The following is a 15,252-nucleotide window of genomic DNA, read 5'->3' on the forward strand; positions in this document are numbered from 1 at the left end:
CGCACACTCCTCAGTTGGTCGCGCCGCCGTGGGACGGCGCGGTCGGCGGTACGGGGGCGGAGCCCGGTCAGGCGGGGCCGCTCCGGCGCCGCTTCGCACGGCGGAGGGGATGGAGCAGACTGGCGAGGATGTCGCCCGTCCCGGGGAACGACGTGGGGTCGCTGAGTCCGACGGCGGCCGGCTCACGGCCGGGGTGCCAGGTGAAGCTGCCGAAGAGGTGGTCCCAGCAGGAGAGGTCGGAGCCGTAGTGGCCCGCCTCCGCAAGGTCGGTGCTGTGGTGCAGCCGGTGCTGTTCCGGGCTGGCCAGGACGTGGTTGAGGCGCCCGATGCGGACGTCGATGTTGGCGTGCACGAAGTAGCCCTGGGCGGCGGTGAACAGACCGGCCGCGAGGACCGCCTCCCGGGAGAAGCCGACCAGGGCGAGGGTGAGCTGGACGGCCCCCTGGGCGACGACGATGTCGAGGACGTGGTTGACGCCGTTGTTGGCGACGTTGACCTTCTGGGGAACGTGGTGGACGCCGTGCAGCCGCCACAGCCACCGGTTGGTGTGGCCCAGCCGGTGCGCCAGGTAGCCGGCGAGCGATCCGCTGAGCAGCGCGGCCGGGACCTCGGCCCCCAGCGGGAGCGCCGGGTCGGCCGGTGCCACCACGCCGACGGCTCTCGCCACCAGCAGTTGCGCCACCGCGCTGCCCGCCATGGTCAGCAGGAAGTACACGCCGTACCAGCGCCATTCGGCGGCGCTCGGGTGCCAGTCGCGCTGGTGCGGGATCAGTCGCTCCAGCACGGTCAGGTAGAGCAGTACGCCGACCAGGAAGAGCGGGCTGACCCGCTCCGGGTCCCACCCCAGGCTCAGCGCGGCACCGGCCACCGCGACGGTCGCCGCCAGGAGCAGCGGGTACGCGGCGCGGCGGAGCAGCGCCCTGCCCCGCCCGGCGAGGGGTTCGGGTACGGATATTTCTCCAGCAGGGATTTCTTCGGGGAAGAGCCCCTCGGATTCGGCACCACCATGAGACATGCGCGACCCCCAGGAATGCGGTCGTCATCGGAATTGATCTGCTTCATGGACTCTTTCCACGGCGCAGCGAAAAATGGCTGGCAGACGTCGGGGAGGCCGCGGGGAACCGCGCGGGACACCGGGGGAAGGACGAGAGGGAACACCGACAAAACCCAAGCAGGAACTGTGCTTTCGGGAGAACGGGCGAGAAACCCGACCCGCCCGGGACGCGCCGGCGCTTCACCCGGAGCGAGCCCGAGTGATTCTTATCCTTTTCCGGCTTCTTCAACCCTCCACCAAAGGGTGGTTCATCGCAGGCCGGGTCCGAACGAATTCACCGCGCGCACATTGAACAGGACCCGGAGCGGGGTGGAACGGAAATACCGGCGGCTGTCGCCGATGTGAGTTACTTAATACGTTTATCGGTGCGGGCGGCGGCCCTTCGCCCCGCCCCGGCGGCACACCGCCCGTCACCCGTACGGAGCCGCGCCATCCGCCCCGCCGTACGGCACCGTGCGGCGCGGGCAGGTGGCCCGGGGTGCCCGCGCGCCCCCGTCCCGCCGCGTGGCGCGACCCGGGTGCCGCGGTGAGACTGGCGAGTGCGGCTCTGGAGGTGAGTGGACGATGACGACCGTCGAGGAATCCGTCGAGGTGGCGGTGGACCTGCGCACCGCGTACGACCAGTGGACCCGGTTCGAGGGGTTCCCCCGGTTCATGTCCGTGGTGAAGCGGGTCCAGCAGATGACGCCCGGCGTGAGTGTCTGGGTGATCGGCACGGGACCCCTGCGCCGGGAGTTGCGGGCCGAGATCCTGGAGCAGGTGCCCGACTCGCACCTGGTCTGGCAGGGGCTGGACCGGCGCGGACTGCGGCACCGGGGCGAGGTGCGGTTCCGGTCGCTGGGGGCTGACCGTACCGAGGTCACCCTGCGGATGGAGGTCGGCGGACGCGCCCTGCTGGGGCTGTTCTGCGGTGTGCCGGGAGCGGCCCGCCGCGTCGTGCGCCGGGAACTCGGCAACTTCCAGCGGTTCATCGAGGGACTGGGCGAGGCCGGCGAGGGCTGGCGCGGCACCATCCGCAACGGGCACGTGAGGCCCGGCATGCCGGAGATCTCCAGGAGCCGGGTGCCCACCTGGCCCGTGGGCTGACCCACGCGCGGAACTACAGCGACGAGAGGCGAACCGGTGAAGAAGCCGCCCAGCGAAGAACCCCAGGAAGACCTGACCGTCACACCGCCGAAGACGTGGGCCGCGGGCGTCCCGGCGGTCGTGCACGCGCTGGAGTACTCCCTGGCGCAGACCTCGCCGCGGGAGACCGCGGTCGACCTGCTGACCATGAACCAGGTGGGCGGGATCGACTGCCCCGGGTGCGCGTGGGCGGACCCCGCCCCCGGCCACCGGCACCGCAACGAGTACTGCGAGAACGGTGCCAAGCACATCAACGACGAGGCGACCACGCGCCGGATCACGGCGGAGTTCTTCCGCGAGCACCCGGTCTCCGAACTGGCCGAGCGCTCCGACCTCTGGCTCAACCAGCAAGGACGGCTCACCGAGCCGATGGTGAAGAAGCCCGGCTCCGACCACTACGAGCCGATCAGCTGGCGCGGCGCCTTCGAGTTGCTGGCCGGCGAGCTGAAGTCGCTCGCCTCCCCCGACGAGGCGGCCTTCTACACCTCGGGCCGGGCCAGCAACGAGGCCGCCTTCGTGTTCCAGTTGTTCGCCCGGGCCTTCGGCACCAACAACCTGCCCGACTGCAGCAACATGTGCCACGAGTCGAGCGGCTTCGCCCTCCACGAGACGCTGGGCACCGGCAAGGGCACGGTCAGCCTCGAGGACCTGCACCACGCCGACCTGATCTTCCTGGTGGGGCAGAACCCGGGCACCAACCATCCGCGCCAGCTCTCCGCGCTGGAGGAGGCGAAGCGCAACGGCGCCCGCGTCGTGGCGGTGAACACGCTGCCCGAGGCGGGGCTCATGCGGTTCAAGAACCCGCAGAAGGCGCGCGGGGTCATCGGCCGGGGCGTCAAGCTCGCCGACCGGTTCCTGCACATCCGCCCCGGCGGCGACCTGGCCCTCTTCCAGGGGCTGAACCGGCTGCTGCTGGAGGCCGAGGACGTCCGGCCCGGCGAGGTCCTCGCCCACGCGTTCATCGAGAGCGACACCAGCGGCTTCGCGGAGTTCGCCGAGCACACCCGGCAGATCTCGTACGAGGAGGTGCTCAGGGCGACCGGGCTGACCCTGCGGGAGATCGAGGCGGTCCGCGACGACGTGCTGCGCAGTGAACGGGTCATCGTCTGCTGGGCGATGGGCGTCACCCAGCACAAGCACGGCGTGCCCACCATCCGGGAGATCGTCAACTTCCTGCTGCTGCGCGGCAACCTGGGCCGCGCCGGGGCGGGCGCCTGCCCGGTGCGCGGCCACAGCAACGTGCAGGGCGACCGCACCATGGGCATCTGGGAGCAGATGCCCGACGCCTTCCTCGACGCGCTGCGGGACGAGTTCGGCTTCGAGCCGCCGCGCCCGCACGGGCTCGACTCGGTGAACACCATCAAGGCGATGCGCGAGGACCGTGTCAAGGTCTTCCTGGCCCTCGCCGGGAACTTCGTACGGGCCGCCCCCGACAGCGAGGTCACCGAGGAGGCGATGCGGCGCTGCCGGCTGACCGCCCACATCTCGACCAAGCTCAACCGGTCGCACACCGTCTGCGGGGAGACCGCGCTCATCCTGCCGACCCTGGGCAGGACCGAGAAGGACTTCCAGGCCGGCGGCGAGCAGTTCGTCACGGTGGAGAACTCGATGAGCGAGGTGCACACCTCGCACGGGAAGCTGAAGCCCGCCTCCCCGCTCCTGCTCAGCGAGGTCGCCATCCTCTGCCGGCTGGCCCGCCGCACACTCGACGGGGCGCCGCCGCTGCCGTGGGAGGAGTTCGAGGCCGACTACGGGTCGATCCGCGACCGGATCTCCCGCGTCGTGCCCGGACTGCACGACTTCAACCGGCGGGTGACCCGGCCGGGCGGGATCAGGCTGCCGAACCCGGTCAACGAGGGCGTCTACCCGACCGCGACCGGCAGGGCGCTGTTCACCCGCAACACCTGGGAGATGCCCGAGGTGCCCGAGGGCCACCTGCTCCTCCAGAGCCTGCGCTCCCACGACCAGTGGAACACCGTCCCGTACACCCTCGACGACCGCTACCGGGGCATCCACGGGAGCCGCCAGGTGGTCATGGTCAACCCGGAGGACCTCACCGCCCTCGGTCTCGCCGAAGGCGACCGCGTGGACCTGGTGAGTGTCTGGGAGGGCGGCGTCGAGCGGCGCGCCGAAGGCTTCCAGGTGGTGCCCTACCCGGCGTCGCGGGGGTCCGCCGCCGCCTACTACCCGGAGACGCAGGTCCTGGTGCCCCTGGAGAGCGTGGCGGACATCAGCAACCAGCCCACCTCGAAGGGCGTCCTCGTCCGGCTGGACCCCGCCCGCTGAACCGCCCGCGTACGGTCTGAGGGCCCTGGTGACAAGAGGTCACCAGGGCCCTCCTCCGTGGGCCCGCGGGCCGCCACGACGGAAACTTTCGCGGCGGCCGGGCGCGTAGCGGCAGGTCAGGACCGCCGCCAGTGATGTAGACCAGCGACGCCCACGGACGGGCCTTTACGCCGGTCTACGCGCGTGCATTACTTGTGTCGTGCTCATGGCGAGCGCGTCGACCGGGTGCCTGCGCCCCGGCACCGCTCACCAGCGCGATCCACGGCTACACCCCCCCACTCGTGCCTGGAGGCAGTCATGCCCGCGTACAGCTCTCTCGCACGCCGCGTCCGCAGACCCGCGGTCGCCCTCCTCGGCGGTCTCGTCAGCGCGTCCCTGGCCCTGACCCTGGCCCCCACCGCCGCCGCCGCGCCCATGGCGCCGCCGCCCGGCAAGGACGTCGGGCCCGGCGACGCGTACATGGGTATCGGCACCCGCATCGAGCAGGGGCTCGGCGCCGGCCCCGACGAGCGCACCATCGGCCCGGCCGACACCAGCGGTGTCCAGGGCATCGACGTGTCGCACTGGCAGGGCTCCATCAACTGGAGCTCGGTGAAGGCGGCCGGGATGTCCTTCGCCTACATCAAGGCCACCGAGGGCACCAACTTCAAGGACGACCGGTTCAACGCGAACTACACCAACGCCTACAACGCGGGCCTGATCCGCGGGGCGTACCACTTCGCGCGGCCCAACTCCTCCTCCGGCGCCGCGCAGGCCGACTACTTCGCCAGCAACGGCGGCGGCTGGTCCCGTGACAACAAGACGCTGCCCGGCGTCCTGGACATCGAGCACAACCCCGCGGGGGCCATGTGCTACGGCCTGTCCACGACCCAGATGCGCACCTGGATCAACGACTTCCACGCCCGGTACAAGGCCCGCACCTCCCGCGACATCGTCATCTACACGACGGCGAGCTGGTGGAACACCTGCACCGGCAGCTGGAGCGGGATGGCCGCCAAGGCCCCGTTCTGGGTGGCCCACTGGGGGGTGAGCAAGCCGACGGTTCCCAGCGGCTTCCCGACCTGGACGTTCTGGCAGTACTCGGCGACGGGCCGGGTCGGCGGCGTGAGCGGTGACGTCGACCGCAACAAGTTCAACGGCTCCGCCGCCCGCCTGCTGGCCCTGGCCAACAACACGGCGTGAGACGGGCGGAGGCCCGGGGCGCGACGGTCGCACCGCGCGTCCCGGGCCTCCCGCGGCCTACCGCATCCGGCCGATGCGCTCCCGCACCCGGCGGGCGTCGCGCAGCCGCTGTTCGTAGGTGGCGCCGACCGCGAGCAGCAGCAGTCCGGCGAGCGCCGGGACCGCCCAGCGCGGCAGGGCGTCCAACACCTGGGCCACGTGCGGCGCCAGTTCGTGCAGGGCGTCCAGCGCCAGCACACCGCCGCCCAGCAGCAGCGGGGCCTGGAGCCGGTACACCGCCCCGGTCAGCGTCACCGCCAGGGCCGCCAGGCCCAGCAGCAGCGGCCGCTGCCAGTGCGGGTCGACCCAGGCCGCCAGCAGGCTCGGCACCAGCGTCACGGCCAGCCCGGGGCCGTACGCCACCCAGGACGACGCCTGCGGGTCCGTACGCCGGCGCAGGTGACCGACGGCGCAGGCGAGCGCCGAGACCGGCAGAGTGTACGCCTCCGGGTGCGTCACGCCGAGGGCCCCGAGCCCGACCCAGGCGGCCAGCGTGAAGAGGACCGCCGCCACCCAGCCCGAGGCGGGCCTGCGTTCGGGGCGCACCGCGGTCGCCGCCGCCAGCACGCCGCAGAGCGCGAGCACCAGCGCGAGGTACGGCCCGTCGGTCACCGACAGGCCGCACGCCACCACCGCGCAGAACGCCCCCGCCGCCTCCAGCGGCACCACCGCGGTGGGCACCCGCAGCGCCGGCCCGAGGCCCACCGCGACCGCCGGCACCGCGAGGACCACCACGGCGGTACGCGGCGCGCCGAGCCCCAGTGACGCCCCCGCCGCCAGCGCCAGCGCCAGGGCGCACAGCACCGCGAGCACGACGGCGACCGCCCGGTCCGCGACCGCCTCCGTCCGGGCCGCCGCCCCCGCGAACAGCACCAGCAGGACACCGAGGACCGCGTACGTGGCGGGCTCGGCGGCCAGCGCGAGCAGGCCCGTGTGCACCGCCCCGGCCGCCGCGCAGCCCAGCGCCGTCCCGGCGGCGCCCCGGGGCACCCGCGGCACCGCCACGGCCACCGCCAGCAGGGCCGCGACCAGGAGCGCGTCCACCGCCAGGGCCACGGCGTACGGCACGTCCGCCGTCATCAGCAGCACCGGTACCGCCGTCGCGGCGAGGCCGAGCGCGCAGGCGCCGGCCACCGCCGGCCACCCGGTGCGCGGGCGGCCCGCCTGGACGAGGGAGGCGTACGCCGCCGCGAGCAGGACCGCCACCACCAGCAGCACCACCGGCACGGAGACGGCGTCCGGCCACGCCCCGGCTCCGCCCGCCACGTCCCGTACGCCCCGCGGCGCTCCGGACCACACCCCGGTCACCACCGGGAAGGGCGCCACCACCGCGACCGAGGCGGCGGGCAGGACCGCCAGCACCGAGACACCCGTCACCGCCGCCGACGTGCCCAGCAGCCCGGTCCGCACCGGTCGCGGCACCGCTTTGATCCGGGACACGGGCACCAGTGCCGCCGCGCACAGCAGGTAGGCCAGGACCGCCCAGCTCCACGTCACCTCGGTACGCAGCACACCGCCGACGCCGGCCACCGCCGCCAGCCCGGCCACCGCTCCCCCGGTCACGGCCGCCTCCCGGGTGGCCCGCCACCCGAAGGCGAGCGCCACCACGGCGGCGGCCAGCAGCAGCGCCCCCGGCCCGGCGGCATCGGACGCGCCGTTCGCCCTCAGCGACTGCCCGACACCGATCAGCAGCCCGGCCCCCCAGCTCGACCCGGCCGCCGTCCAGGCGGTGATCCGCACCGCGAGCCCTCGCGCGCGCACCGCCGGCAGGACGCCCCCGGCCGCCGTCGCCAGCAGCGCCCAGCCGATGAGCAGCGCGGACCCGTCGGCCGCCCAGACACCGAGCACCAGCGGGAACTGTCCCGCCACCACCGCGGCCGGCAGCGGCAGCCGCAGCCGCCCCAGCCCCAGGCCGTACACCGTCCACCCGGCGGCGAGCACCCCCGCGGCGAGCGCCGCGTAGCCCGCGCCGTCCGTCTCCGGCACCACCGCCGCGCGCAGCGCGTACGCGTCGAGCACCGTCAGCAGCAGCGCCACCGCGGCCACCGACTCGGCCGTCGCGACGAGCCCGCGCCGCAGCAGCGGCACGGGCGCCGCCAGCGCCGCCGCCGTCACCGCCGCCAGCACGGTGGCGCGCCCCGCGATCCCCATCTCACCCCAGCTGAACAAGGTGAACGCGATCGCCGCGACGGCCAGCAGCAGCCCGCCGAGGACCAGCAGTACGTGCTGCGCACCGGGCGAACCGGATGCCGTGCCCGGTCCGGCCGGCGGGGCCCACCCCGGGGCGGGCCGAGCGTCCCGCGACGGCCGCGCGTACCGCGCACGCTGCGCGTGCAGCGCCGCCGTCAGCCAGGCACGGCGACGCAGCAACTGCGCCCGCCGGGCGTCCAGCCGGACCAGCTCGCGGTCGAGGAGCACCAGCTCCTCGGCGGGTGACGACGGCTTGTATGTCATGCCCCGGAGTGTGCCGCCGCCCCACGAGCGCGGACATGGGCTCAGGTACTCACTTCGGGTACTCAGGGCCGGTGCCGAGGAGAACGGCCTCCGCCCCGGAGGCTTCCGCCGTCAGGGCCCTGGACCCCGTGCCCTCGGCGCCGGCTCGCCGGGGGTGGGGCCCGCCGGCGCCAGTCATGGACGGGCCGAGCCCGTGCGCGCGGCCGGGGGTGCTCCGCGTGCGGCACGCGGAGCACCCCCGGGGAGGTCCTGGGCGCCCGCCGCACGCGCCGGCGCCGAGCCGGGTGCGGCGGGACTCCGCTCACCGGCCCCGCCCGGTCACGGACGCGGGCCGCGAGGCCGCTCCCGGCCGGCCCCCCGGGAACCGCCCGGATGCCATGCGTGGGCACCGGCCGCGGGGGAACCCGTGGCGACGTGCCTCATGCCGATGGGAACACCTCCGACGACGCCTCGCGGCCGCAGCTCCGGCGCGTCCTGTCCACCCGCCTGCTCTACTTCTTCATCCTGGGGGATGTCCTGGGGGCGGGCGTGTACGTCCTGGTGGGGCAGGTCGCGGCCGCGTCCGGCGGTGCCGTCTGGGTGCCGCTGCTCACCGCGCTGCTGCTCGCCCTGCTGACGGCGGCGTCCTACGCGGAACTGGCGACCAAGTATCCACGGGCGGGCGGCGCCTCCCACTACGCGACGCTGGCGTTCGGGCCGGCGGCCGGGTTCGTCGCCGGGTTCTGCATGCTGGCCGCCGGGATCGTCTCGGTGGCCGCACTGGCCCGGGGCTTCGCCGGGGACTACCTGTCGGCCTTCGTCACGCTGCCGGTCGCCCTGGTCGCGGTGGTCTTCCTGGCGGTGCTCGCGCTGGTCAACGCCCGCGGCGTCAAGGAGTCGACCCGGGCCAACGTCGTCGCGACGCTGATCGAGGTCGGCGGCCTCGCGGTCATCGTGGCACTGGGGGTGTGGCTGCTGCTGCGCGGCGACGGCGACCCCGGGCGGCTCACCGAGCTGGGCACCGCCGAGAAGGGCACCGCGGCGGCCGTACTCAGCGGCTCCGTCCTCGCCTACTACTCCTTCGTCGGCTTCGAGACCTCGGTCAACGTCGCCGAGGAGACCCGCGACCCCAGGCGTTCCTACCCACGCGCCCTCTTCGGCGCCCTCGCCACCGCGGGCGCCGTCTACGTCCTGGTCGGCGCCGCCGCCTCGGCCGCCGTCCCGACCGAGGTACTGGCCCGGTCCAGCGGGCCGCTGCTGGAGGTCGTGCACGCGGCCGGCGGTGTCCCGCCACTCCTGTTCAGCGCCGTCGCGCTGGTCGCGGTGGCCAACGGGGCCCTGCTCACCGGCATCATGGCCTCCCGGCTGGCCTACGGCATGGCCCGGGACGGGCTGCTGCCGTCCGTGCTGACCCGGCTCCTGCCCCGCCGTCGCACTCCGTGGGCGGCGATCACCGCCACCACCGTGCCCGCGCTGCTGCTGGCCCTCACCGGCAGCGTCGCCGCCCTCGCCGCCACCCTGGTGCTGCTGCTCCTCGTCGTCTTCCTCCTCGTCAACACCGCCGTCCTCGTGCTGCGCCGGCGGGAGGGGGCGCCCGGGCACTTCCGTGTCCCGGCCGCGCTGCCCGTCCTGGGCGCGGCCTCCTGCGTCCTGCTGGCCACGCAGGTCGAGGCCGAGGTGTGGCTGCGCACGGCCGTGGTGCTGGGGGTGGCGGGGGTGCTCGCCGTGGTACCCGCCGTGCGGCGGCGCCGCGCCGGGCGGGCGACCGGAACCGGGCGGGACGGGGAGTGGCGTCGCCCGCCGCCCGCGTAGCCGCGCGGTCCCCGGGCAGGCGGCGGGCAGAACCGGACACCGGGGCGGCCGTGCGTCCCCCGGGTGGCCCACCACGGAACCGGCGGGGGCGGGAACGGATGTGAGGACCACCCTTGAAACGCGTCAGGAGCAGCGCATGAGTGACAGCAAGAACCCGCTGAAGGCCGTGGCCGAGAAGGCCGCCGAGGCGGTGCTCGGCCGTGAGGGCCCCGAGGACGGCGTCCCCGGCAAGCCCGCCAGCGCCAGTCCGCCGGTGGCCGAACCGACCACGCCGCACGAGCCCCTGCCGCCCAAGCCCGACCAGACGGGTCCCGCGACGGTCAGCCCCACCGGCCGGCCCACCGGGGCCGGCCAGGCCGACGTGGCGCAGGGCGGGGCCTACCTGACCAACGCCCAGGGCACCCGGCTCCACGACACCGACCACTCGCTGAAGGCCGGTCCGCGCGGGCCGGTGCTCCTCCAGGACCACCACCTGCGCGAGAAGATCACCCACTTCGACCACGAGCGCATCCCCGAGCGGGTCGTCCACGCCCGGGGAGCAGCCGCGCACGGTGTCTTCCGGGGCTACGGCACCGCCGCCCGGATCTGCAAGGCCGCCTTCCTCGGCGAGGACGTCAAGACGCCCGTCTTCGTCCGCTTCTCCACCGTGCTGGGCTCGCGCGGTTCGGCCGACACGGTGCGCGACACCCGGGGCTTCGCGACGAAGTTCTACACCTCCGAGGGCGTCTTCGACCTGGTCGGCAACAACATCCCGGTCTTCTTCATCCAGGACGCCATCAAGTTCCCCGACGTCATCCACGCGGGCAAGCCGCACCCGGACCGGGAGATCCCGCAGGCGCAGAGCGCCCACGACACCTTCTGGGACTTCGTCACCCCTGCACAGCGAGGCGACCCACCACACCCTCTGGAACATGTCGGACCGGGGCATCCCCCGTTCGTACCGGATGATGGAGGGCTTCGGCGTCCACACCTTCCGGCTGGTCGACGCCGAGGGCGGCACCACGCTGGTGAAGTTCCACTGGAAGCCCAGGCTCGGCGTGCACTCCCAGGTGTGGGAGGAGGCGCAGATCACCGGCGGGGTGGACCCGGACTTCCACCGCCGCGACCTGGCCGACGCCATCGAGGCGGGCGCCTTCCCGCAGTGGGAGCTGGGGGTGCAGACCTTCCCGGACAACCCGGAGCAGACCTTCGAGGGCATCGACCTGCTCGACCCGACGAAGATCGTCCCCGAGGAACTGGCCCCCGTCCAGCCGGTCGGCCTGCTCACGCTCAACGCCAACCCGTCCAACTACTTCGCCGAGACCGAGCAGGTCGCCTTCCACACCGGCCACCTCGTCCCCGGCATCGACGTGACCAACGACCCGCTGCTCCAGGGCCGGATGTTCTCCTACCTCGACACGCAGCTGACCCGGCTGGGCGGACCGAACTTCGCCCAGCTGCCGGTCAACCGCACGCACGCCCCGGTCAACGACATGCTGCGCGACGGCATGCACCAGACCGCCGTGCACCGCGGCGTCGCTCCGTACCGGCCCAACTCGCTGGACGGTGGCTGCCCCTTCCTGGCGGGCGCCGACGACGGGGCGTACGTCGAGGTGCCGGCCGAGGTGGCGGCGGGCCGCAAGGTCCGCGAGGCGCCCGCCTCCTTCGACGACCACTTCACCCAGCCCCGGCTGTTCTGGCTCAGCATGACGCCGGTCGAACGGGAGCACATCGTCGCCGCGTACACCTTCGAGCTGGGCAAGTGCTACGAGCAGGCCGTCAAGGAACGCGCGCTGAAGGTGCTGGCCCGCATCGACACCGAGCTGTGCGAGCAGGTGGCGACCGGCCTCGGCCTGCCCGCCCCGGCCGCCGAGGAGCCCCTCGCCGACCCCGCTCCGAGCCCCGCCCTGTCGCAGGTCGGCCAGACCTGGCCGCTGGACGGCCGGATCGTCGGCATCGTCGCCGACGCGGACGCCGACCTCGCGGGTGTCCGGTCGCTGCGTCGGTCGCTGCTGGAGCGCGGCCTGGTGCCGCTGGTCATCGCCCCGGCCGGCGGGAAGCTGGGCACCGGCGACGACGCCGTCACGGTGCAGCGGACCTTCGCCACCGCCCGCTCGGTGGAGTTCGACGCGGTCGTGCTGGCGGGGACCCCCGCGGCGGGCGCCGACGCGCTCGGCGCGCGGGACGCCAAGGCCGGTGACGCCCACGCCTCCTCCGTCAGCGACCCCCGGCTGCTCCTGCTGGTCTCCGAGGCGTTCCGGCACGGCAAGGCCATCGGCGCGTGGAACGGCGGCGAGCAGGTCCTCCCGGCGGCCGGCTGCCCGCTGACGGCGCCGGGCGTGGTCACCGGTGACAGTGCCGCCCAGGTGCTGGACGAGGTGACCACGCTGCTCGGCGCCCACCGCGTGTGGGAGCGTTTCCCGACCACCCTCTGACCGGCCCGCCGGGCCCCCCGGTCCGCACCACCGCCCCCGGCCTCGTCGCGAGGCCGGGGGCGCGCGTCGTACGGATACTCCCGCGCCTCGCGCATCAGTCGCCGGTCAGCGGGTACCCAGGCCGGACGCCGATCCGCCGAGAGAGAAGGAAGCCCGATGCGCGCTCTGGCCCTCGTCTGCAGCCTCAACGCCTCGCCCACCCCCTCCAGCAGTCATCACCTGGCCGACCAGGTGATGGCCGAGCTGGCCTCCCGCGGCATCCCCGGGGAGACGGTGCGGGTGGCCGACCACTCCGTCCTGCCGGGGGTCGCGCCGGACATGGGCGAGGGGGACGACTGGCCCGCACTCCGGGAGAAGGTGCTGGCCTGCGACGTCCTGGTGCTGGCGACGCCCATCTGGCTCGGGCACCCGTCCAGCGTCTGCCAGCGGGTCCTGGAGCGGCTGAACGCCGACACCTCCGAGACCGGCGACGACGGGCTGCCCCTGATGTACGGCAAGGTCGCCGCCGTCGCCGTGGTGGGCAACGAGGACGGCGCCCACAAGGTGAGCGCCGACGTCTTCCAGGGCCTCAACGACGTGGGCTTCACCCTGGCCGCCGGCGCCGCCACGTACTGGGTCGGCGAGGCCATGCACGGCACCGACTACCAGGACCTGCGGGAGACCCCGGAGGCGGTCGCCAGTACGACACGGGCCCTCGCCGCCAACGCCGCGCACCTGGCGCGCCTCCTGGACGACGCCCCGTTCCCCGCGAGCTGACGCCGCCCGCCGCCTCTAGCCACGGGGCCTCATCGCCCGGGCCCGGCGGCGCGCCGCCGCCCGGCCCGCCGGAGAGAGGCACCACGTCCACCAACGGTCGAGGAGCGGCTCGCCGGCTGTGTCCGCCGGCAGGGTGGCGGGCCAGCGCAGAGCGCGGGCCTGGGCGCTCACCTTGGCGCCGCCCGCCACCGGGTCCACCGCCAGCACGGGCACCCCGGCCCGCAGCCCCAGCACCAGTCCGTGCAGCCGGGTGGTGAGGACCAGGTCCCAGCCGCCGGCGAGGGCGAGGAACTGCTCCGGCGTGGCGCACAGCCGCCAGTCCCGGGAGTCGAGCCGGGTCTCCGCGGGCACCCGGGCGCAGTCCCGCCGCGCCACCCAGTCCCGGAGCAGCGCCCCGACCGACTCGTGGCGCCGCGCCGCCCCGTACTCCCCCTGCCCCTCGGTCAGGACCACGCCGACGACCGGCGGCAGGGGCCCCACCGCCGCGCGGGCCGAGAGGTCGGCCCGGGGGCTTCCCGCACCGTCCCGGGCGAGAACCAGGTGGAAGCCGGTCACCTCCGGCGCGCCCGGATCGACGACGCTGACGTCGACCGCCAGGCGGCGGCAGTGGGCGTAACGCCGGTGCAGCGCCCTGATCTGCTCGCCGTGCAGCGGTCCGCAGACGAAGAGGAGGTGGCCGTACTCCTGCGGCCGGGCGGCCTCCAGATGCAGGGCGTCCGGCCGGAATCCGGCGCTCCAGGCGGTGTCGTACGCGAGGCCCGCCCGGGTCAGCGCCGCCTCGGCCGCGCGCAGGGCCAGCACGTCCCCGGCGGTCACCTCCCCGTCCTCGAAGCTGAACCACCCGGTGACCAGCAACCGCTGAGGCCCGTCCGGGTGGTCACGCAGCGTGGCGATCACGTCGTCCATCGGGTCGTTCACGGCATCGCTCCAGTTCAGCGGGGGTGAGCGGCGCTCACCTGGAGGTACGAGGCGTCGCGGGGCGCGGTCGGGGGCGGGCCGCGCGACGTGTGGACCGCCGCTGCGCGGGCACCCAGTGGCGTTGCCCCGCCCGGTCGTGCGAGGCCCGCCCCTCCTGCCTACCCCCTACGCCCTCGCCCTCTCTCCTGCGAAAGAAGGACGGACATGGCACCGAAGCTCACGCGCAGCGACTGGCGTCGCGCCCTGGTGACCGGCGGCGCCGGATTCCTCGGTTCCCACCTGTGCGAACGGCTGCTCGACGCGGGTGCGGAGGTCGACTGCGCCGACAACCTGCTCTCCGGCGACCTGGGCAACGTCGCCCACCTGACCGGGCGCCCCGGCTTCCGGTTCGTCGAGTGCGACCTCGCCTCCCCGGGATGCGCCGAGGAGCTGCCCGGCCCCTACGACCTCGTCCTGCACTTCGCCTGCCCGGCGTCCCCGGTCGACTATCTGCGGTACCCGCTGGAGACTCTGGACGCCGGCAGCGGCGGCACCCGCCACGCGCTCTCCCTGACCGAGCGGGACGGCGCCCGGTTCCTGCTCGCCTCGACCTCCGAGGTGTACGGCGACCCACTGGTCCACCCGCAGCGCGAGGACTACTGGGGCAACGTCAACCCGGTCGGCCCCCGCAGCGTGTACGACGAGTCGAAACGCTTCGCCGAGGCCCTGGTGACCGCGCACGCGAGCGTCCGCGGCACCGACGCGGGCATCGTGCGCATCTTCAACACCTACGGCCCCCGGATGCGCACCCACGACGGCCGCGCCGTGCCGACCTTCGTCCGCCAGGCGCTGGCCGGTCAGCCGGTCACGGTGGCGGGGGACGGCAGCCAGACGCGGTCACTGTGCTTCGTGGACGACACCGTGGACGGCGTGCTGCTGGTGGCCGCGAGCCGCTCGGTGCGGCCGGTGAACATCGGCGGGAGCGACGAGGTGACGGTCCGGGAGATCGCCGAGAAGGTCGTGGAACTGACCGGCTCCCGCTCGACCCTCGTCTTCGTCGACCGCCCGGTGGACGACCCGGAGCGCAGGCGGCCCGACACCGCGCTCGCCCGTGAGCTGCTCGGCTGGGAGCCGGTGGTCGGCTGGGAGGAGGGGCTCAAGCGCACGATCGCGCACTTCGCGGGGGCTCCCGGCACCGGCACCGGGCCCGCCCCCCTCGCCGACCGGAGCGGCGCCTGACACCACCCGCCCTCC

General features: G+C 74.3%; 9 protein-coding genes and 1 pseudogene. 7 read left to right on the top strand and 3 right to left on the bottom strand.

Annotation, left to right across the window (positions count from 1 at the left end; translation table 11 throughout):
* Positions 1 to 67 precede the first annotated feature (67 nt).
* The gene (locus tag Sdia_RS20325) at positions 68 to 1,015 is read right to left on the bottom strand and encodes a sterol desaturase family protein (RefSeq protein ID WP_229830358.1); all 948 of its coding nucleotides are present in this window, start codon (positions 1,013 to 1,015) and stop codon (positions 68 to 70) included.
* Positions 1,016 to 1,618: 603 nt separating this feature from the next.
* Between Sdia_RS20325 and Sdia_RS20330 the strand changes: the two genes are divergently transcribed.
* The 3 genes from Sdia_RS20330 (at position 1,619) to Sdia_RS20340 (ending at position 5,647) form a co-directional block, all read left to right on the top strand.
* Positions 1,619 to 2,140: an SRPBCC family protein gene (locus Sdia_RS20330; protein ID WP_189499896.1), complete on the top strand. Its 522-nt coding sequence runs from the start codon at positions 1,619 to 1,621 to the stop codon at positions 2,138 to 2,140.
* Positions 2,141 to 2,176: 36 nt separating this feature from the next.
* Positions 2,177 to 4,465: an FdhF/YdeP family oxidoreductase gene (locus tag Sdia_RS20335; RefSeq protein ID WP_189499895.1), complete on the top strand. Its 2,289-nt coding sequence runs from the start codon at positions 2,177 to 2,179 to the stop codon at positions 4,463 to 4,465.
* A 297-nt stretch (positions 4,466 to 4,762) separates the two neighbouring features.
* On the top strand, positions 4,763 to 5,647 hold the full coding sequence (locus Sdia_RS20340) for a lysozyme (protein ID WP_100453750.1): 885 nt from the start codon (positions 4,763 to 4,765) through the stop codon (positions 5,645 to 5,647).
* Between the two features lie 57 nt (positions 5,648 to 5,704).
* Here the strand turns inward: Sdia_RS20340 and Sdia_RS20345 are convergent, their stop codons facing one another.
* A complete protein-coding gene (locus Sdia_RS20345; RefSeq protein WP_189499894.1) occupies positions 5,705 to 8,140 on the bottom strand; it encodes an SCO7613 C-terminal domain-containing membrane protein in 2,436 nt (811 codons plus the stop codon).
* Positions 8,141 to 8,512: 372 nt separating this feature from the next.
* On the opposite strand from Sdia_RS20345, the gene Sdia_RS20350 reads away from it, so the two are divergent.
* From Sdia_RS20350 to Sdia_RS20360, 3 genes and pseudogenes are all read left to right on the top strand, one after another.
* A complete protein-coding gene (locus tag Sdia_RS20350; RefSeq protein ID WP_124287855.1) occupies positions 8,513 to 9,931 on the top strand; it encodes an APC family permease in 1,419 nt (472 codons plus the stop codon).
* Positions 9,932 to 10,067: 136 nt separating this feature from the next.
* Positions 10,068 to 12,345 (top strand): annotated as a pseudogene (locus Sdia_RS20355) (catalase).
* Positions 12,346 to 12,501: 156 nt separating this feature from the next.
* On the top strand, positions 12,502 to 13,101 hold the full coding sequence (locus Sdia_RS20360) for a flavodoxin family protein (protein WP_100453746.1): 600 nt from the start codon (positions 12,502 to 12,504) through the stop codon (positions 13,099 to 13,101).
* A gap of 15 nt (positions 13,102 to 13,116) precedes the next feature.
* Here the strand turns inward: Sdia_RS20360 and Sdia_RS20365 are convergent, their stop codons facing one another.
* Positions 13,117 to 14,007 carry a polysaccharide pyruvyl transferase family protein gene (locus Sdia_RS20365; protein WP_100454373.1) on the bottom strand — a complete coding sequence of 297 codons (891 nt, stop codon included), beginning with the start codon at positions 14,005 to 14,007 and terminating at the stop codon, positions 13,117 to 13,119.
* A 216-nt stretch (positions 14,008 to 14,223) separates the two neighbouring features.
* Here Sdia_RS20365 and Sdia_RS20370 point away from each other — a divergent pair, with 216 nt between their 5' ends.
* Positions 14,224 to 15,237 (top strand): NAD-dependent epimerase/dehydratase family protein, encoded by a 1,014-nt coding sequence (locus Sdia_RS20370; protein WP_115069301.1) that lies wholly within the window; start codon positions 14,224 to 14,226, stop codon positions 15,235 to 15,237.
* The last annotated feature ends 15 nt before the right edge of the window (positions 15,238 to 15,252 follow it).

The sequence above is a fragment of the Streptomyces diastaticus subsp. diastaticus genome, from assembly GCF_011170125.1.
Lineage (GTDB): Bacteria > Actinomycetota > Actinomycetes > Streptomycetales > Streptomycetaceae > Streptomyces > Streptomyces diastaticus.